Origin of the sequence: Rhodococcus sp. ABRD24 (assembly GCF_004328705.1) — a bacterium.
Classification (GTDB): domain Bacteria; phylum Actinomycetota; class Actinomycetes; order Mycobacteriales; family Mycobacteriaceae; genus Prescottella.
The window spans coordinates 587,390-606,522 of sequence record NZ_CP035319.1 but is presented as its reverse complement, the minus strand read 5'-3'; the positions used below and the strand labels follow the sequence as shown (position 1 = coordinate 606,522).

17 protein-coding genes and 2 tRNA genes are annotated in these 19,133 nt (G+C 65.3%); 11 read left to right on the top strand and 8 right to left on the bottom strand.

The annotated features are described in order from the left end of the window. Nucleotide 1 precedes the first annotated feature (1 nt). On the top strand, nt 2-523 hold the full coding sequence (locus tag ERC79_RS02590; RefSeq protein ID WP_131575479.1) for a hypothetical protein: 522 nt from the start codon (nt 2-4) through the stop codon (nt 521-523). Further along, on the top strand, nt 516-989 hold the full coding sequence (locus tag ERC79_RS02585) for a hypothetical protein (RefSeq protein WP_131575477.1): 474 nt from the start codon (nt 516-518) through the stop codon (nt 987-989). The genes ERC79_RS02590 and ERC79_RS02585 overlap by 8 nt, the downstream gene beginning before the upstream one ends. 198 nt (nt 990-1,187) lie before the next feature. Here ERC79_RS02585 and ERC79_RS02580 read toward each other — a convergent pair whose 3' ends face one another. Beyond that, nucleotides 1,188-2,366, bottom strand: coding sequence for a hypothetical protein (locus ERC79_RS02580; RefSeq protein ID WP_131575475.1), 1,179 nt, complete (start codon nt 2,364-2,366; stop codon nt 1,188-1,190). Between the two features lie 190 nt (nt 2,367-2,556). Between ERC79_RS02580 and ERC79_RS22910 the strand changes: the two genes are divergently transcribed. The 6 genes from ERC79_RS22910 to ERC79_RS02555 all read left to right on the top strand — a co-directional run bounded on the left by ERC79_RS22910 (nt 2,557) and on the right by ERC79_RS02555 (nt 7,229). Continuing rightward, nucleotides 2,557-2,673, top strand: a tRNA-OTHER gene (locus ERC79_RS22910). A 59-nt stretch (nt 2,674-2,732) separates the two neighbouring features. Beyond that, nucleotides 2,733-3,266, top strand: coding sequence for a putative immunity protein (locus ERC79_RS02575; RefSeq protein WP_131575473.1), 534 nt, complete (start codon nt 2,733-2,735; stop codon nt 3,264-3,266). A gap of 255 nt (nt 3,267-3,521) precedes the next feature. After that, nucleotides 3,522-4,649, top strand: coding sequence for an NDMA-dependent alcohol dehydrogenase (locus ERC79_RS02570; protein ID WP_131575471.1), 1,128 nt, complete (start codon nt 3,522-3,524; stop codon nt 4,647-4,649). A gap of 34 nt (nt 4,650-4,683) precedes the next feature. Next, nucleotides 4,684-5,499 (top strand): serine hydrolase domain-containing protein, encoded by an 816-nt coding sequence (locus tag ERC79_RS02565; protein ID WP_131575469.1) that lies wholly within the window; start codon nt 4,684-4,686, stop codon nt 5,497-5,499. A gap of 143 nt (nt 5,500-5,642) precedes the next feature. Further along, a complete protein-coding gene (locus ERC79_RS02560; RefSeq protein WP_131575468.1) occupies nt 5,643-6,155 on the top strand; it encodes a DUF3145 domain-containing protein in 513 nt (170 codons plus the stop codon). A gap of 321 nt (nt 6,156-6,476) precedes the next feature. Next, complete coding sequence (locus ERC79_RS02555) at nt 6,477-7,229, top strand: hypothetical protein (protein ID WP_131575466.1); 753 nt, start codon at nt 6,477-6,479, stop codon at nt 7,227-7,229. 73 nt (nt 7,230-7,302) lie between these two features. On the opposite strand, the gene ERC79_RS02550 is transcribed toward ERC79_RS02555, so the two are convergent. The 6 genes from ERC79_RS02550 to aceE form a co-directional block, all read right to left on the bottom strand. Further along, on the bottom strand, nt 7,303-8,736 hold the full coding sequence (locus ERC79_RS02550) for a carboxyl transferase domain-containing protein (RefSeq protein WP_131575464.1): 1,434 nt from the start codon (nt 8,734-8,736) through the stop codon (nt 7,303-7,305). 97 nt (nt 8,737-8,833) lie between these two features. Continuing rightward, the gene (locus ERC79_RS02545; RefSeq protein WP_131575462.1) at nt 8,834-10,081 is read right to left on the bottom strand and encodes a KasA/KasB family beta-ketoacyl-ACP synthase; all 1,248 of its coding nucleotides are present in this window, start codon (nt 10,079-10,081) and stop codon (nt 8,834-8,836) included. 7 nt (nt 10,082-10,088) lie between these two features. Further along, nucleotides 10,089-10,400, bottom strand: coding sequence for a meromycolate extension acyl carrier protein AcpM (acpM, locus tag ERC79_RS02540; RefSeq protein WP_131575460.1), 312 nt, complete (start codon nt 10,398-10,400; stop codon nt 10,089-10,091). A 98-nt stretch (nt 10,401-10,498) separates the two neighbouring features. Next, on the bottom strand, nt 10,499-11,416 hold the full coding sequence (locus tag ERC79_RS02535; protein WP_131575458.1) for an ACP S-malonyltransferase: 918 nt from the start codon (nt 11,414-11,416) through the stop codon (nt 10,499-10,501). 128 nt (nt 11,417-11,544) lie between these two features. Further along, nucleotides 11,545-12,879, bottom strand: coding sequence for a helix-turn-helix domain-containing protein (locus ERC79_RS02530; protein ID WP_131575457.1), 1,335 nt, complete (start codon nt 12,877-12,879; stop codon nt 11,545-11,547). 88 nt (nt 12,880-12,967) lie between these two features. Continuing rightward, nucleotides 12,968-15,841, bottom strand: a complete 2,874-nt coding sequence (aceE, locus tag ERC79_RS02525) for a pyruvate dehydrogenase (acetyl-transferring), homodimeric type (protein WP_131575455.1) — start codon at nt 15,839-15,841, stop codon at nt 12,968-12,970. A gap of 373 nt (nt 15,842-16,214) precedes the next feature. Here aceE and ERC79_RS02520 point away from each other — a divergent pair, with 373 nt between their 5' ends. From ERC79_RS02520 to ERC79_RS02510, 3 genes are all read left to right on the top strand, one after another. Beyond that, entirely contained in the window at nt 16,215-16,637 is a 423-nt protein-coding gene (locus tag ERC79_RS02520; RefSeq protein WP_131575453.1) for a DUF3052 domain-containing protein, read from the top strand. A 90-nt stretch (nt 16,638-16,727) separates the two neighbouring features. After that, nucleotides 16,728-17,192 carry a peroxiredoxin gene (locus ERC79_RS02515; protein WP_131575452.1) on the top strand — a complete coding sequence of 155 codons (465 nt, stop codon included), beginning with the start codon at nt 16,728-16,730 and terminating at the stop codon, nt 17,190-17,192. 34 nt (nt 17,193-17,226) lie between these two features. Then, nucleotides 17,227-17,298, top strand: a tRNA-Val gene (locus ERC79_RS02510). A gap of 136 nt (nt 17,299-17,434) precedes the next feature. Here ERC79_RS02510 and ahpF read toward each other — a convergent pair. Then, nucleotides 17,435-19,024, bottom strand: coding sequence for an alkyl hydroperoxide reductase subunit F (ahpF, locus tag ERC79_RS02505; RefSeq protein ID WP_131575450.1), 1,590 nt, complete (start codon nt 19,022-19,024; stop codon nt 17,435-17,437). Between the last annotated feature and the right edge of the window lie 109 nt (nt 19,025-19,133).

Here is a 19,133-nt window from a genome sequence, read left to right as displayed (position 1 = left end):
CATGCCCACCCGCACCGTCGCCCACGCACTCGCCCGCTGGACCGACCCGGACGGCACACCCCGCCTCGCCACCCACGGCCAGACGATCGACGTCGACGAAGCCACCGCCGCGGAGCTGGACGCCATCGGAGCCACTGAGACGACAACCGAGGTCGTCATGACCTCGGTTGCCGCGGAAGGCTCGCGCGAGGACAAGCGCGCCCGGATCGCCGAAGCACTCAAGGCCGAACCCCATCTGTCGAACCGTCGGCACGCCGAGGAAATCGGTGTCGACCACAAGACCGTGGGGAGCATCCGAAAGGCCCTCGAGGAGGCTGGGGAAATTCCCCACGCCAGCGCCGCCGCCCCGATGCCGGCAGCCGAGCAGGCCCGCCGACCACGAATGACCGCCACCACCGAGAAGTGGGTCGCATACGCCAAGGATCGCGGAATCGATCCCACCGACGCCGAGAGCTACACCAAAGACCAGCTCATCGCCGCCGTCAACCAGCTCGACGAGAAGGAGCAGCAGCATCATGGCTGACACCACCACCGCAACCGAGACCACCCTCAGCGCAGAACTCTGGGGACGCCTGACCGAAGCACTCGGCCTCGCCGCCGACACAGCAGCCGAGACCGTAGTCGTGGCCGTCGAAGAACTCACCATCGCACCCGGCAGCGAGAACGCCGTCGCCGCCGCCGCTGTCCTCGCATCGGCCGGCCGCAACGCACTCGACCAACTCAAGGCCGACGCCGAGCAAGGCCGTGTCCTGGCGGCCGCCGCCAGGAAGCGCGACATCACCGACCTGCTGACCGACTCCATGCGACGCGGCAAGATCCCACCCTCCCGCGAAAAGCACTGGTTCAACCTCATCGAGGCCGACCCCACGATGGCCGACACGCTCGCGTCCATCCCGGACAACACCATCCCGATGAAGGAAATCGGCTACGGCACGGGAGACGACTTCGGCGACAACGACGTCGTCGAAACCGCCCCCTGGTTCCGCTAGCCGCACACCAGACGACCCCCGAGCCCTCACCGCTCGGGGGTCGTCCTGCACCACGATGACCCCTCCCCGAAAATCATCAAGGGGGGTGCGTGTCTCCTGACTCGCCGCCAGTCAGGGCGCGTCTCTCTCCGACGTTTTTTTCCACACCGCTGACGAGATCGGGTCGGACGGGTGCCTTGCGGGTCATCCGGACCGCAACTAATTGCTTCCCATGCGTGAGTTCGCTCCATACAGAAAATAGAACTGCGCCTCGGTTGCCTCTTTCGTGGCAGCCCGCTGTGCCATAGTGGCGCGTATCGATGCAACGCCGAGGCCGGTAGTTGCGACTGTGCTGGAGAGAAACAGCGCAGCGGCTGACGCGGCGCCGGATGCCGGGCCTGCGGCGACGACCAAACCTGCCAGGCCGCCGATGCCTGATAGACCTGCAGGGTCCTGGATTCCCCTTCGCACGAGGTCTCTCAGTGAGGTGTTTTCTGTGATGGCGTCCTCGATTTCAGCCAGTGCGGGCGCGACACGATGAGTCCAAGCATCGGCCACCTCATGAGCGAACTCGGGGCTCTCAGGGACAGTCTCGATGTCCTTCGAAATTTCTCGGATGCCCTGCCTAAACCGCTGGAGGGGGTTCCGCAGCTCGTCGCGGATGTCGAGAACTTCGGACATGGACGCGTGTTCGAAGTTCGGCAGCTGATCGAATAGGCCACTCGCGAGCGCGGCGTCGCGGCCATTTCGGCGAGCTGCGGGGACGGGAGCCAAGACGCCCGCCTCAACACCGAGGGCTACGAGGTTGCTTGTAGCGTGGTCGAACAAGGGGTAGGTATTTCCAGAGGTGAGGGTCTCCTGGATCCGGGCAAAGTAGCGCTCCGCGATCTCTTCATCTCCGAGGTCGCGGACGTCCGCGCCAGGGAGGCTGTCGATAGTCAGTAGGCCGGCCCGCATCGCCAGCTTCAGTTCCGAATATGCCGACTCTGAAAGCTGGTCGCGGACCCGGTCCTGGATCACGGTGCTGATTGGGCGCAACCTGACGGCCATCCTCTGCAACTGAGCGCGTCGGCTATCGGGCGGTGCTGATTGAACGAGGTGGAGAAACTCCTGGAGCTGAGGGACTGCGTCCGGCGCGTAGTGAGGGGCCACGTCCAACAGCAGTTGGAACATTTCGAGGTCTTTCGCGTCCTCGATCGCCGCAACCGAATGAATGAGGTTGGCGCGGGGACTGATGAGCGTCACGGAGTCCGCGTAAAGCAGCGCGGCTTGAGACTGGCGAATCTCATCGCGGAGGTTAAAGGCCCGGTTGCTGGAGGCGTTCGCAACCGAGATGTGCAAGTTTGTCGTTGTGACCGGCTTCCGTGCTCGACGGTTCCGCTTCCCGCTCTTGCCCATCAAACGCCCCCTGGTTCCGAGATTGCCTTGGCAGATTCTCGCAGAAGGGACTTCTAGGAACAGGGAGGTGGGTACTGACTCGCCGCCTGGTCGTCGGCACGCCCTCGTGCAATGATCTCTGAGTGGGGCGAACCCATCGCTTATTCAGCGTTTATGAGTGAGATTCGCTGGGAACGGGCGGAATAACATCGGGGCGGTGGTTCGTCGAACTGCACTGGCACGCAACAAGTAACGAGAATCAGTGGGGTCTATTGGCCACCCCCGTTCGATAATCCATTGGTCGCGGGTTCGAGCCCCGCCCGCCCCACAGTTGAGACCTTTCGCATGTTGGGCAGGCGTTCTGGCGACGTGTGGCAGGGTTGGGCCGTGCCGACCGAGCGGGATCCGATCGAGCTGAGCGAACAGGAACTCCGCGACATCGCGGGCTACGCAGCTGATTGTGCGCGCAGGGTGCTCTCGCTCTTCGAACAGAATCGCCCTGACGACACGCGCCCTCGTGACGCTATCGATGCCGCACGAGCTTTCGCCGACGGGGACCGGAGGACGAACGCTCTGCGGCGGAGCGCGTGGGGGGCGCTCGAGGCGGCCCGAGAGGCCACGTCACCCGCGGCGGCCGACGCGGCGCGGGCGGCCAGTCACGCTGCCGCCGCCGCATTTCTGCACCCCTTGGCAAGTGCTCATCAGGTGAAACACATTCTCGGATCGGCCGCTCACGCGGCGCGAGCTGAAGAACTGGCGTCTGGAGACGAACGGAGCGCCGGCGCGGCGTCCCTCGAGTGGGCGGGCCGTCATGCGCCGTCAGCGGTCACCGCAGTGCTCGGCCGACTGCCCGCCGCGCCTCCCGGAGGAGGGCGCGTCGGCGAGCTCATGCGCAACCTCGCCTCGAGTCTCCGCGCCTGAGGTGCATCGGATACCAGAAATCGGTGTCGGCTGAGGGGCTCTCGATGGCTCTCCATTCTGCGTGTGCGAATCCCGCCGCGCGGGCTCCGAGAGGACGGGGTCGGGGGTGAAATTCGCCGTCAGTTCCGGCGTTTACCAGCGGAAATGCCCCGGTCAATGAGTCGATTGGTTACTTGACACCTAGAACGTGTTTCAATTTGACCAGTTTGTGGCTATCGTCACATCAACGGATGTTAGGACGGAAGGGCGGATGTAATGAAGACCAAGGGTGCGTTGCTGTGGGGCATCAACGAGAAGTGGTCGATCGAGGAGATCGAGCTCGGTGATCCGGTTGCCGGCGAGGTGCAGATCCGCATGGAAGCCGCCGGCATGTGCCACTCCGACCACCACATCGTCACCGGTGCGACGCCGATGCCGTCCTACCCTGCGATGGGTGGCCACGAGGGCGCGGGTGTGATCACCAAGGTCGGCGAGGGTGTCAAGGACCTCGAGGTGGGCGACCACGTCGTCCTCTCGTTCATCCCGGCCTGTGGTCGCTGCCCGTCGTGTTCGTCGGGCCATTCGAACCTGTGCGATCTGGGCATGGGGCTGCTCAGTGGTCAGGCGATCGCCGACGGTACCCACCGTATCCAGGCGCGCGGCCAGAATGTCATCCCGATGTGCCTGCTCGGCACCTTCTCGCCGTACATGACTGTGCACGAGTCCCAGGCGGTGAAGATCGAGAAGGACATTCCGTTCGAGCTTGCGGCGCTGGTGGGCTGCGGTGTCCCGACCGGATGGGGTTCGGCCACGAACGTCGCCGACGTCAAGGCCGGTGACTCGGTTGCCATCATCGGCATCGGCGGTGTCGGCATGAGCGCACTGCAGGGTGCCGTCGCATCGGGCGCACGCCACGTGTTCGCGATCGACCCGGTTCCGTTCAAGCGCGAGCAGGCACTCAAGTTCGGTGCCACACACGCCTTCGCCTCGATGGAGGAGGCGATCGCGCCGATCATGGAGATCACCTGGGGCCGGATGTGCCAGAAGACGATCATCACGGTCGGCGAGATGAAGGGCGAGTACGTCGACCCGGCCCTCACGCTGACTGCCAAGAACGGTCGCTGCGTCATCACCGCGATGGGCCACATGGCGGACATGGACGTCAAGCTCAACTCCTTCCTGTTCGCGATGCTGCAGAAGGACCTGCAGGGCAACATCTTCGGTGGCTGCAACGCCCGCGTGGACATCCCGAACCTGCTGAACCTGTACCGGGCCGGCCTGCTCAATCTCGAGGACATGATCACCAACACCTACTCGCTCGAGCAGGTCAACGACGGCTACCGGGACATGCTCGACGGCAAGAACATCCGTGGTGTCGTCCGCTACACCGAAGCGGACTGGTGAACTGCTGATCGGACGCTCCTCGTAGTCTGATCGGGTGCAGACTCTCGATCGGATCGGGCAATGGCCGGTGGACAACGCCTCGGCGGCCGTCGTACGCGACGGTGGCCGAGGCGTCAGTCGTTTCGGCGACCAGCAGCGGGTGTATCCGCTGGCGTCGGTGACCAAGCTGCTGTGCGCCTACGCCGCACTCGTCGCCGTGGAGGAGGGCGCCATCGAACTGGACCAGCCCGCGGGTCCGCCCGGGGCCACAGTGCGGCACCTGCTGGCTCACGCGTCCGGACTGGCGTTCGCTGAGCGCACGGTACAGGCAGAAGCCGGTACCAAGCGGATCTACTCGAGCGCGGGGTTCGAGGTGCTGGCCGAGGTCGTCGAGACGGAGACGGGCATCGGGTTCGCCGACTACGTGGCCGAGGCCGTGTTCGTGCCGCTCGGGATGGCGAACGCCGCCCTTGTCGGGCCCGCCGGTCACGGCGCGCAGGCGAGCACAGCCGATCTCTCGGCATTTGCTACCGAACTGCTGCGGCCGACGCTGATCTCGCCGCAGACACACACCGAGGCCACCAGCGTGCAGTTCCCGGGCCTTGCCGGGTTGCTGCCAGGCTACGGAGCGCAGCGTCCCAACGACTGGGGTCTGGGCTTCGAGATTCGGGACGGCAAGAACCCGCATTGGACCGGCACCCGCAACTCGCCGGTCACTTACGGGCACTTCGGTCAGTCCGGAACCTTCCTCTGGGTCGACCCGAGGGCGGATGCGGCGTGCGTCGTACTCACCGACCACGCTTTCGGTGACTGGGCCAAGCCCCTGTGGCCGGAGCTCAGCGATGGCGTCGTCGACGAGTTGCGGAGCTGAACCCAGGTCAATTTTCTGCTATCACTGGCGTAACAGTGGCATCACAGGGCACACTGGTCGACGTTGTGTCGTGCTGCGGCGCAGACAGCTGACCGATCGAGGCCGTTGGGGAAGACGTCCTCGTCGAAGCTGGAGGTGTTGCAGTGCGCTCGTTGAACCAGTTTGCGGATGCGACGACTGGAGTGATCTACGTCCACTCGTCGCCGGCTGCGCTGTGTCCGCACGTCGAGTGGGCACTGACCGCGATTCTCGACGCCCACGCCAATCTTCGCTGGACGGCCCAGCCCGCTTCCGCTGGCACACTTCGCGCAACTTGTGACTGGGTGGGCCCCGTCGGCACCGGTTCTCGGCTCGCTGGCGCCTTGCGAGCCTGGCCCTTGCTGTACTTCGAGGTCACCGAGGATCCGAGTCAGGGCGTCGACGGCGAGCGATTCAGCCACGTACCCGGGCTCGGTCTGTGGCGGGGATCGACGAGCGCCAACGGTGACATCGTGGTCGGCGAGATGCGGCTGCGAACCATGCTGGCGCAGGGGAGTGGGGATCTCGCGGTGGCTGTCGAGCACGCACTGGGCACGCGGTGGGACGAGGCTCTCGAGCCGTACCGCAGCGGCGGTGAGGGCGCAGAAGTGACCTGGTTGCGCCGCGACGTGGGCTGAGCGAATGCGGATCTCCGCGCATGACTGATTGAATTCTCTTGTTGCACAATGGAATCAAGTCAAATGGACGGCTGTCCGAATTTGGCGTGAATAGTGTTGTACCTCAGTGCAATTCATGCGTTCTCGAAGAGATCACCGAGATATGGGTTAGTGCCAATTCCGCGAATCGTGTCACGATCGCGAGGTAGTGCCGATACCGTCCCTTGTTACGCGTGGTCGGAAGTACGTGGAACGTCTCAACCCGGCGGTCGTCATTGTGGGGTTGTCGACGTGCGAATCGACAGTTCGATGACTTCTCGAATTCTTTCGGAGGGGCGTGGAATGACCAAATTGCGTAGAGTGTTTGCGGGAACGGCGGCGACGGCAGCGGTGATGGCGGGGGTGATGGTACCGCCCGCGGCCGATGCTCAGATCGGCGGATGTGGGACCCAGTCGGTGCACCCGTCGTCTCAGCGGGGTTGGGCTCCACTCGACGGGACGGCTCCTGAGTTCGTCGAAGGGCCACCCGGCGCCGTCGACGACGGCTCGATCGAGTTGAGCGTGACGGACAACACCCAGAAGGTGGACTACTACCAGCGTCTGCTGGTGCCGCTGGCGGGCGCAACCACCCTCGGGTACCGGGTCAACACCTCGGCCGGTGGATCGGCGTCCTATCAGCTGAAAGTGGTGGGAGCTAACCGGACTGACGGCAGCCCACTGGGATTCACATCGCTCGTCTGGTCCGGGATTCCCAACGGACCGACCCCGGGATGGGTGGGTCTGACCAATCTCGAGAACGGGAATTGGTGGAGCACACAGTCGATTGCGGGTGCCACCGGTGGGCAGGCGAATCCCGTTCCGCTGTCCCAGATCAAGGCGGCCAATCCCAATGCGTTGATCTTCGCGTACGGGGTGAACGTCGGCACCGGTCAGGGTGGCAGCACGTCGAACGTGGACTCCCTGCAATTCGGCTGCACCAATTGGGATTTCAGTCCCGATCCGACCCCGGGAAGCTTGGGGAGCCTGGGGAGTTCCGACATTGTCGGAAGCTTGACAGGCATTGTCGGGAGCGTAGCGGGCAGCCTCGGTAGCTGACCGACCGTGCCGCACCACGCGAAACGCGAAGGGGCTCCGCGCATAGCGGAGCCCCTTCAGCGGTTCGGTCGGCTTACAGCGGGATGTTCTTGTGCCTTCCGCGGTTGGCCGGGGCCGCGGCGAGGGCCGCTGTGATGACGCTGCGCGTCTTGGCGGGATCGATTGTCTCGTCGACGACACCGATCGAGATCGCACGGCCGACGCCGCCGGCGATCGCCTCGTGCTCGGCGGCCAGGCGATCGTGCAGTGCCTCGCGCTCCTCCTCCGGTGCGGCTGCCAGGGCGCGCTTGTGCAGGATGCCGACGGCAGCCTTCGCACCCATCACCGCGACCTCGGACTCGGGCCACGCGTAGACCGCGGTGGCGCCCAGTGCCCGCGAGTTCATTGCGATGTAGGCACCGCCGTAGATCTTGCGGGTGACCAGTGTGACGCGAGGAACGGTGGCTTCGGCGAACGCGTGCAGCAGCTTCGCGCCGCGGCGTACCACGCCGTCCCACTCCTGGCTGACGCCGGGCAGGTAGCCGGGGACGTCGACGATCACGACGAGGGGGATGCCGAATGCGTCGCAAAGTCGGACGAAGCGAGCGGACTTCTCGGCGCTCTCAGAGTTGAGGCAGCCGCCGAGGCGTAGCGGGTTGTTCGCGATGACGCCGACAGTACGGCCGCCGAGGCGGCCCACACCGGTGACGATGCTGCGAGCCCAGTTGCCTTGCAGCTCTTCGAAGCTCGACTCGCCTTCGACGTTGTCGAGCAGCTCGTGCACGATCGGGCGCACGTCGTATGCGCGCTTGGCCGACTCTGGCATCAGCGCGCGCAGGTCGGTATCGCCGTGCGCTGCGGCAGCGAGGTCGAACTGTCCCTGCTCGCAGAACATCGACACCAGGCGGCGAGCGCGGTGATAGGCGTCGTTCTCGTCACTGGCAGCGATGTGCGCGACGCCGGACTTCTTGGTGTGGGTGTCCGGACCGCCGAGGGAGGCCATGTCGACCTGCTCGCCGGTCACGCTCTTGACGACGTCGGGACCGGTGACGAACACACGGCCCTCGGGGGCCATGATCACGACGTCGGTGAGTGCGGGGCCGTAGGCGGCGCCGCCGGCAGCGAAGCCGAGTACGACGGAGATCTGCGGGACCAGCCCGGACGCGCGGACCATTGCCTCGAAGACCAGACCGACAGCATGGAGGGCTTCGACGCCCTCGGCCAGGCGTGCGCCGCCGGAATGCCACAGGCCGACGACAGGTGCCTTCTCGGCTATGGCGGTGTCGATGGCAGCGACGATGTGCTCACAGCCTTCGACACCCATGGCGCCGCCCATGACGGTGGCGTCGGAGCAGTAGGCGATGGTGCGAACGCCGTCGATCTCACCCGATGCAGCGAGCACACCGGACTTGTCGCGGGGATGTAGGGGAACGACGGTACCGGCATCGAAGAGATTAGCGAGGCGCGTGAGCGGATCGCGTGGGTCGGTCGATGCTTCGGAGTGCGTCGCTGGGGCCAAGACAGTCATCGTGTCCTCCTGAGCGAGCCCACGTGGGGCGGGAAGTTCTGGGGTGGGGACCCCGGGTGCGGAGTCCCCACCTGACGATCCAGCGGGTTCGGCTGGGTTATGCCCGGCCGAAGGCGAGTGCGACATTGTGCCCACCGAAACCGAACGAGTTGTTGATTGCGAAATCGATGTCGCAGTAGCGGGGTTCACCCTTCACGACGTCGAGATCGATCTCAGGATCCTGATTGTCGAGATTCAGTGTGGGCGGAATCGCGCCCTCTCGCACACTCAGGACCGTGAGTACTGCTTCGAGGGCGCCGACGGCGCCGATCGAGTGGCCCAGTGCCGACTTGGGTGCATACACCGCCGCGTGCGGACCGACCGCTGCCCTGATGGCCAGCGACTCGGCAATGTCGCCGATCGGTGTGGCGGTGGCATGCGCGTTGACATGCTTGATGTCGGCCTTGGTGAGACCTGCGGTCTCGATGGCCCGGGACATGGCGCGTGCCGCGCCGGTGCCCTCCGGATCCGGTGCCACGATGTGGTAACCGTCCGAGGTGATCCCGGCACCGAGCAGGCGGGCGTGAATCGTGGCCCCGCGAGCCCTCGCATGGTCCTCGGTCTCGAGGACCATCAGTGCGCCGGCCTCGCCGAAGACGAAGCCGTCACGATCCTTCTCGAAGGGGCGCGAGGCCGCCTTCGGGTCGTCGTTTCGGGTGCTGAGTGCGCGCATCATGGCGAAGCTCGCGATCGGCATGGCGTCGATGTTGCCTTCGACGCCGCCCGTGACGACGATGTCCGCATCGCCCATCGCGATCATGCGGAATGCATGCGCGATGGCCTCGGATCCGGACGAACACGCCGAGACCGGCGTGATGACACCGGCGCGTGCGCCGAGTTCGAGTCCGACGGTGGCCGAAGGACCATTCGGCATCACCATCTGAACCGCGAACGGTGAGATCTTCCGATACCCGCCGGCACGCATCTTGTCGACCGCGTCGATGAGTGCCTCACCGCCGCCCAGTCCGGTGCCGATGACAACCCCGAGCCGATCCTTGTCGACCTCGGGGTTGCCGGCGTTCTGCCAGACCTGCCGACCCAGAACGAGAGCGAGGCGCTCGACGTAGCTCATCCGCCGGATTTCGACCCGAGTCAGTGCATCGTCGACCGGGACCTTGAGTTGGGCCCCGATCCGCACTGGAAGGTCGAACTCCTCGACGAACGAACCGTGGAGCACGTCGATGCCGGTCTGACCGGCCAGCAGGCCCTTCCACGTGCCATCCACATCACCAGCGACCGACGTCGTGGCCGCGAGGCTCGTGACGACGATGTTGGGGAATCTCCCTTTGGTAGAAGCGGAAGTCACGTTCGGCTCACTCGTCGTCGTTCTTGGCGGCCTCGAGCTTGGCCTTGACGGTGTCGGCGGTCTCGCCGCCCTCGGCTTCGAGCTTCTGGATGTACGCGACGATGTCGCCGACGGTGCGCAGGCCCGCGAGGTCCTCGTCCGGAACCTTCACGCCGTACTTGTCCTCGGTCTGGACCGCGATTTCCACCATGGAAAGCGAGTCGATGTCGAGATCGTCGACGAACGACTTGTCGATGGTCACCTCGGAGGGCTCGATGCCGGTGACCTCCTCGATGATCTCCGCGAGGCCGGCGATGATTTCTTCCTGGTTGGTGGCCACTGGGTGGCTCCCTTCTTGATCGATTCGGTTTGTCTGCTTCTGGAGGTGTCGAGTGGCCGGAGCCACCCCGGGTGCGCGCATCGTGCCCGCGCAGCGAACTAACCGGCGTCGGTGAATTCGGTGAGTGCGGAAAGGTCCTCGGGCGCCTTCAGCGCAACGGTCGGTGTGCCACGCATTTCGCGCTTGGCGATGCCGATCAGGGTGCCTGCCGGAGGGAGTTCCGCGATTGCCGAGACCTGGGCAGACCGCAGGCTTGCGGTACACAGATCCCAACGCACAGGTCTGGTTACCTGCGCGGCAAGCTTAGTCAGAGCGTCCGAGCCGGAGGTGACCGGCGCGCCGTCCGAGTTGGAGAGCAGGGTCCGCGTCGGATCGTTCGGTGTGATCTTGGCGGCGGCCGCGGCGACTGCATCCTGTGCCGGTGCCATGTACTTGGTATGGAAGGCGCCGGCGACCGGGAGGGCACGCACGCGGGCCTTCTCCGGCGGATTCGTCGCGAGCTGTTCGAGCGCGTCGAGGCGACCGGCCGCGACGATCTGGCCCGACGCGTTTCGGTTCGCCGGTGTCAGATCGAGCTCCTCGAGCCGGGACAGGACGGCGTCCTCGTCGCCGCCGAGTACGGCTGACATTCCGGTTGGTTCGAGCGCGCACGCCTTGGCCATCTCGCTGCCACGTACCGCGGCCAGCATCACGGCCTCGTCGGCCGAGAGCACTCCGGCAACAACAGCTGCCGCGAGTTCGCCGACCGAATGGCCCGCCGCGATGGTGTCCGCCGGAATGAGGTCGAGACGTTCGAGCTCCTCATATGCGAGCAGGGCCGCGGCCACGACGAGTGGCTGCGTCACTGCGGTATCCGTGATCTCCTCCGCGGTGGCAGTGGTACCGAGCCGGAGGAGATCCAGGCCGGAGCCCTTGGACCACAGGGCCAAGCGGTCCTGCGTGCCCGGCAGTTCCAGCCATGGGCTGAGCATGCCGGGGGTCTGGGAGCCCTGCCCCGGGGTTAGCAAGGAAATCACGCATTCAAGAGAACACCGTTGCGGAGCCGACACGAGATGTTGTCGACTATGAACTCTGGACAGGTGTTTTGTAGGTTTCCTACAAAACGGCACGTCGGTTGGATCGATCGGATCTGGACAGTTCCGCGTTACGCCTCAGCCTCCCTGAATGTGAACCTTGTGACTGGAGTGGCAGAAGTCGCCGTTTCGTGACGTGTTTGGGCAAGTCGACCCACTGTTGCTGCAACTCGGAGTACGTAAGCGTCCCGTGGGTGCGTCGGATCACGCCGGGTGATCTCTGCGATTCGCTTCAATCGGTAACGGACGGTATTTGGATGAACAAACAGCTGACGGGCACAGGTCTCGACCGCGCCTCCACAGTCCAGGTAGGCGTCGAGCGTGTTCGACAGCGCCGACCCGGCGGCCGAGAGCGGTTGGATCAAACGTTCGTTCAAAGCATCGATTGCCGCGATATCACCGAGAAGTGCTCGCTCCGGCAGTAGTTCGGCCGCATGGACCGGACGTGGTGCGCCCCGCCACCCGACGACGGCCTCCATTCCGGCGAGAGCCTCGACGGCGCTGAAGTGGGCGGTCCCCAGGGTCGGAGTGGTCGGTCCGATCACCACCGGGCCGTCGGAGAAGTTCTGCAACAGCTCCGTCATGAACGCACCGGCGCCCTTGGTGCCGTGCAGTTCGCCACTGACCACCATTACCAACCGGTCGCCCTGGATCACGGCGAGTGCCGAGCGGCCGTGCCGTTGCGCGATCGTGTGAACTGTGCCGATCACCGACACACCTTCCTCGGGCGGGGGCGTGCCGACGATGACGGTGGCCGGCGCCGTCGTATCCCAGTTGAGGGTTGCGGCGCGGGACTGCATGTCCGAGCCGGTGTCGCCCCGCACCACCGCGTCGACGACGAGTGCCTCGAGTCGGGTGTCCCATGCGCCGCGGGACTCGGCGGCGCTTGCATACACCGACGCCGCCGCGAACCCCAGCTCGCGCCCGTACCGGAGGATCGCCTCGGTGAGCGCGACCAACTGCTGGTCGTTGCGGGCCAGTGCGGGCAGTCGCTGCTCGAAGAACTCCATTGCCGCACGGACCATGTCGACCGTCTGCCGCAGCGTCAGCCGACGTGCCAGATCCTGCGGAATCACCTGGAAGCCGTCCAGGCTGAATTGGATGTCGGAGTCGGAGTCGGTGAGCCACTCGAGAAAGTCGACCACCGATGTCTGGACGAGCATCTGCACGCTGGCGCGTTGCGCAGCGTCGAGATCGGCGAAGAACGGCAGTTGATCCTGCATCGAGGCGATTGCCTCGGTGGAGAGCCTCCCGGAGAACTGTTTGACCCGGCGTAGCAGCGCATCGGGCAGCGAATCACGGCTGGACCTGGCCCGCGTCAGACCGCCGGCCGGGATCTTCGTCTGGGCGCCGCGGCGTCGCGGTCCCGGGGCGGTAGTCGGCGTCTCGGGGCTGTCCTCGGCCATAGAGAGGAACTTACGCCCACCGCCGGCGCGAGGTCGTAGGGACACTCGCGCCGGCGGTGGGGGTCGATCAGTTGCTGGTCAGTGCGGCTCAGGCGACGCCCGGGTCGGACGTCTGAACCGGGGCCGCGAGCACGTCGTCGATCCGGTATCGGGCGGCGGCTTCGACAGCCTTCGACCGGTCCAGTTCACCTGACTTCGCCAGTGCGGAAAGCACCGCGACGGTGATCGATTCGGCGTCGACGTTGAAGAACCGGCGAGCTGCCGGACGTGTGTCGGAGAAGCCGAACCCGTCGGTGCCGAGTGTGGTGTACGGGCCGGGGACCCACTGTCGGATCTGGTCCGGCACCGCGCGCATCCAGTCTGAGGCCGCGACGAACGGACCCTGCGCCTGGGACAGCGCCTTCGTCACGTACGGCTCCGGCGCGTCGACACCGGGGCTACGGAGCGCCTCCCGCTCGCACTCGATGCCGTCGCGGCGCAGCTCGCCCCATGAGGTCACCGACCACACATCCGCCGCGACGCCCCACTCGTCCGCGAGGAGCTGCTGGGCCCGCAAGCCTTCGGGCATCGTGACGCCGGAGACGAGAATCTGGGCGCGAGAGCCCGCATTCTCGGCCCGCTTGAACAGGTAGATGCCCTTGAGCAGGCCCTCGATGTCGAGGTTCTCCGGCTCGGCCGGCTGTACGTACGGCTCGTTGTAGACGGTGAGGTAGTAGAAGATGTTCTCCCCGCCGAAGCCCGGCTCGGGAGTTCCGTCGGCCGCCAGCGTGCCGCCGTACATGCGACGGAGACCGTCCTTGACGATGTGCGCGATCTCGTACGAGAACGACGGGTCGTAGGACACCGCCGCCGGGTTGGTCGACGCCAGCAGCAGCGAGTGACCGTCGGCGTGCTGGAGGCCCTCACCGGTGAGCGTGGTGCGGCCGGCGGTGGCGCCGAGGACGAAGCCGCGGGCCATCTGGTCCGCAGCTGCCCACAGGCCGTCACCGGTCCGCTGGAAGCCGAACATCGAATAGAAGATGTAGACGGGGATCATCGGCTCGCCATGCGTCGCGTACGACGTGCCCACCGCGGTGAACGACGCCGTCGAGCCGGCCTCATTGATGCCCTCGTGCAGGATCTGACCGATCTCGCTCTCCTTGTAGGCGAGCATCAGTTCGGCGTCGACGGACGTGTACAGCTGCCCGTTGCGGTTGTAGATCTTGAGCGACGGGAACCACGAGTCCATACCGAACGTGCGGGCCTCGTCCGGGATGATCGGGACGATCCGCTTGCCGATCTGCTTGTCGCGCAACAGTTCCTTGAGGATGCGCACGACCGCCATCGTGGTCGCGACCTCCTGCTTGCCGGAACCCTTGCGGACGACGTCGTACGTCTTGTCCTCGGGCTGCGGCAGCGGCGGTGAATCGGTGCGACGCGAGGGCAGGAATCCGCCCAGCGCCTTGCGACGTTGCAGCATGTACTGGATTTCCGGCGAGTCCGCCCCGGGATGGTAGTACGGAGGCAGGTACGGATCCTTCTCGAGCTCCTCGTCCGAGATCGGGATGCGCTGGATGTCGCGGAAGCGCTTGAGATCGTCGAGCGTGAGCTTCTTCATCTGGTGCGTGGCGTTGCGGCCTTCGAAGTGCTTGCCGAGGGTGTAGCCCTTGATGGTGTGCGCCAGGATCACGGTCGGCTGACCCTTGTGCGCCATCGCCGCCGCGTACGCCGCGTGGATCTTGCGGTAGTCGTGGCCGCCGCGCTTGAGGTTCCAGATCTCCTGATCGGTGAGGCTGTCGACGAGGGCCTTGGTGCGCGGATCACGACCGAAGAAGTGCTCGCGGACGAAGGCACCGTCGTTGGCCTTGTACGTCTGGAAGTCGCCGTCCGGCGTCTCGTTCATGAGGTTGACGAGTGCGCCGTCCTTGTCGGCGTGCAGCAGTGCATCCCACTCGCGACCCCAGACCACCTTGATCACATTCCAGCCGGCGCCGCGGAAGAACGACTCGAGTTCCTGGATGATCTTGCCGTTGCCGCGGACCGGGCCGTCGAGTCGCTGCAGGTTGCAGTTGACGACGAACGTCAGGTTGTCGAGGCCCTCGGTGGCGGCGACGTGCGCGAGACCGCGCGACTCCGGCTCGTCCATCTCGCCGTCGCCGAGGAACGCCCACACATGCTGATCGGACGTGTCCTTGATGCCACGGTCGTGCAGGTAGTGGTTGAAACGTGCCTGGTAGATAGCGTTCATCGGGCCCAGGCCCATCGAGACCGTCGGGAACTCCCAGAAGTCGGGGAGCAGACGCGGGTGCGGGTACGACGGCAGGCCGCCGCCGGACTGCGCGTGGCTGGCCTCCTGGCGGAAGCCGTCGAGCTGCTCGGCAGGGATCCGGCCCTCGAGGAACGCGCGGGCGTAGATGCCGGGGGAGGCGTGGCCCTGCACGAAGATGTGGTCGCCGCCGCCCGGGTGGTCCTTGCCGCGGAAGAAGTGGTTGAAGCCCACCTCGTACAGCGCGGCCGATGACGCGTACGTCGAGATATGTCCGCCCACGCCGACTCCGGGACGCTGCGCGCGATGCACCATGATCGCGGCGTTCCAGCGGATCCAGGCGCGGTAACGACGCTCGACCTCTTCGTCGCCGGGGAACCACGGCTCGTTTTCGGTCGGGATCGTGTTGACGTAGTCGGTAGAGGTGAGTGCGGGGATCGCCACGTGGTTCTCGCCGGCGCGCTCGAGCAGTCGCAGCATCAGGTAGCGAGCGCGGGCGGAACCCGAGCGATCGAGCAGGCCGTCGAACGACTCGAGCCATTCGTTGGTTTCGTCCGGATCGATGTCTGGTAAGTAGGAAGCCACGCCCTCGCGGATGACGCGGACCCGGCCGTCGGTGCCGGGCTGCGCGTTCGCAGCGGGTGACTGGACCGCTCCGGATACGCCTGGTGTGTCGGCGTTCGGTTGAGACGCGGGCCCCTGGATCAGGTCTGACAAGGTGTGCTCCTCATTGTGGTGGGACGCGCGGTATCGCGTCCGCTCCATCCGGCCGGTCCTTGTTAGGAACGACCGATTTCCATATGAATATGGCGCACGACTCATCTTTCCCCATCGTGTCCGGAGAGGCACCCCCGCTCCTGCTGTTCGGCAGCGTGTCGCGGAACCGAACGGGGTCCCGTACGATTCGCCCTGATCAGGGACGTGCCGGGACGGGCTCCCTCACTTTCTCGAAAAATTAAGGGCCGTTGGCTTGCGCTATCGGCTCCGACCATGTTCGCTTCACCTATATCGATCGACACACTTGTCGATCGCCACTGGGTTCTGCGGGTCGATCGGACCCGCAACCCACCGAACAGAGGAGGACACCACCGTGGTCGCCGCGGCGGACGCTCAGAACTACGCTCAGAAACTTGGTATTACCCACGACATGGTGGTCCAGGAACTGGGCTGGGACGAGGATACCGACGACGATATTCGCTCGGTGGTGGAGGAGACCATCGGTGGGGAGATGCTCGACGAGGACTCCGACGAGGTAATGGATGTCGTGCTGCTGTGGTGGCGCGACGGCGACGGCGATCTGGTCGACGCCCTGATGGACGCCATCGGACCACTGTCCGACGAGGGCTTCGTGTGGGTTCTCACTCCGAAGACCGGCCAGCCCGGCCACGTCGAGCCGAGTGAGATTGCCGAATCGGCACCGACGGCGGGGATGACGCAGACCTCGGCCGCCAACCTGGGATTGTGGAGCGGGAGCCGGCTGGTGCAGCCCAAGGCTCGCGCATCCAAGCGCTGATCACTCTCAATCCCTTCTTCGGCTGGATCCCGGCGGCGTAAGTTTGCCGTCACCGGTGGATCCGCCGACGCATCGACGTTAGGACTAGACATGCCTCTCGAGGTGGGTGCCACCGCACCCGATTTCACGCTCAAGGACCAGAACAACCAGGAAGTGACGCTCTCCGACTTCCGCGGTAAGAAGAATGTCCTGATCGTGTTCTACCCGCTTGCGTTCACCGGCGTCTGCCAGGGCGAACTGTGCCGCGTGCGTGATGAACTGCCCAAGTTTCAGAACGACGACGCCGAGATCCTAGCGATCTCGGTGGGCCCGTCGCCGACCCACAAGATCTGGGCGGCCGAACAGGGCTACACGTTCCCGCTGCTGTCCGATTTCTGGCCACACGGCGCAGTAGCCGAGGCGTACGGGGTGTTCAACGACACGCTCGGCTTCGCCAACCGCGGCACCTTTGCGGTCGACAAGAACGGCATCATCCGCTTTGCCGAGATGAACGGTCCCGGAGAGCCCCGTGACCAGGCAGCTTGGGAGAATGCGCTCGCCGCGCTAAAGTCCTGATGCGACTCCGGCGGTGTTTTCTCCGCCGGAGTTCGGGCGTGTAGCTCAGTGGTAGAGCTCTGGTTTTACACACCAGCGGTCGGGGGTTCGAAACCCTCCGCGCCCACAAAGAAAGTCCCCCTGAACTGCAGAGTGTGCAGTTCAGGGGGACTTTCTTTGCCCTGCAGCTTCGACTTCATTCGCTTGTGGCCGTTCGAAGGCGTCACAGAACTCTCGGCCCTACCGCTCGAACGAGGCCATTTCTACTGGGCTACGGCGGCTGATTCCGTTGCCGGAGCACTCGTACGGATGAGGTGGTCGAAGGCCGACAGTGCTGCTGTCGCCCCGGCACCGGCGGCGATCACGATCTGCTTGTACGGCACGGTGGTGCAGTCGCCTGCGGCGAATACACCGGGCACCGAGGTGCGGCCGTGGTCGTCGATGACGATCTCGCCACGAGGGGATAGTTCGATGCCACCCGTTAGCCATTCGGTGTTGGGCAACAGACCGATCTGGACGAAAACACCCTCGAGTTCGAGCGTGTGTGACTCTTCGTTCGTGCGGTCCTGGTAGGCCAGACCGGTGACCTTGTTGCCATCGCCGAGGACCTCTGTGGTGAGAGTGCTGAGGAGGATGTCGACATTGGGCAGGCTGCGAAGCTTGCGCTGCAGCACCTCGTCGGCACGTAGCATCGAGTCGAACTCGATGAGCGTGACGTGCTCGACGACGCCCGCGAGGTCGATAGCTGCTTCGACTCCCGAGTTGCCGCCACCGACTACAGCCACGCGCTTGCCCTTGAAGAGCGGTCCGTCGCAGTGCGGGCAGTAGGTGACGCCCTTGTTCCGGTACTCGGTCTCGCCGGGCACGTTCATCGAGCGCCAGCGCGCGCCGGTCGACAGGATCACCGTGCGGGCGAGTAGCGAAGCGCCGCTCTCCAGTTCGACCTCGACGAGACCGTTCTTGGTGACCGCGGGGACGAGTTTCGCGGCCCGCTGGGTGTTCATGATGTCGACGTCGTACTGCCGGACGTGGTTCTCGAGCTCCGCAGCGAACTTCGGCCCCTCGGTGTGGGGGACGGAGATGTAGTTCTCGATTGCCATCGTATCCAGCACCTGACCGCCGAACCGCTCAGCGGCGATACCTGTGCGGATTCCCTTGCGCGCGGCGTAGATTGCTGCCGCGGCACCGGCCGGTCCACCACCGACGATGAGCACGTCGAAGGGATCCTTCTCGGCGATCGCAGCCGCGGCACGGTCCGCGGCGCCAACGTCGAGCTTGCCGACGATCTCCTCGAGGCTCATGCGTCCCGAGCCGAAAAGTTCGCCGTTGAGGTACACCGTCGGCACCGCCATGATCTGGCGGCCGTCGACCTCGTCCTGGTACAGGGCGCCGTCGATCGCGACGTGGCTGACACCCGGGTTGAGGACGGCCATCAGGTTCAGAGCCTGCACGACATCGGGGCAGTTCTGGCAGGACAGCGAGAAGTAGGTTTCGAAGTGGAACTGGCCCTCGAGGCGCTGGACCTGCTCGAGCAATTCGGGTGCTTCCTTCGACGGGTAGCCGCCGACCTGGAGCAAAGCGAGTGCGAGCGAGGTGAACTCGTGGCCGAGCGGGATACCGGCGAAGCGGACCTCGATGTCGGTGCCGGTGCGGTGGATGGCGAACGACGGGCGCCGAGCGTCGTCGTCGCGACGTTCGTAGGTGATCTTGTCCGACATCGCGGCGATCTCGGTGAGCAGTTCGGCGAGTTCGATCGACTTGGGTCCGTCGTCGAGGGAGGACACGAGCTCGATCGGCAGGGTCAGCCGCTCGAGGAGGGACTTCAGTTGGCCGGCAAGTGAGGCGTCGAGCATGCGGATCTACTCCATCCGTGGGGGAGGGCTGTGATCGGGAACGGGACCTGGTTGTCCTGCGGTCCGGGCAGGTGCGGTGCCAGATAGAGCGAGACAGAAGGGGGTGGAG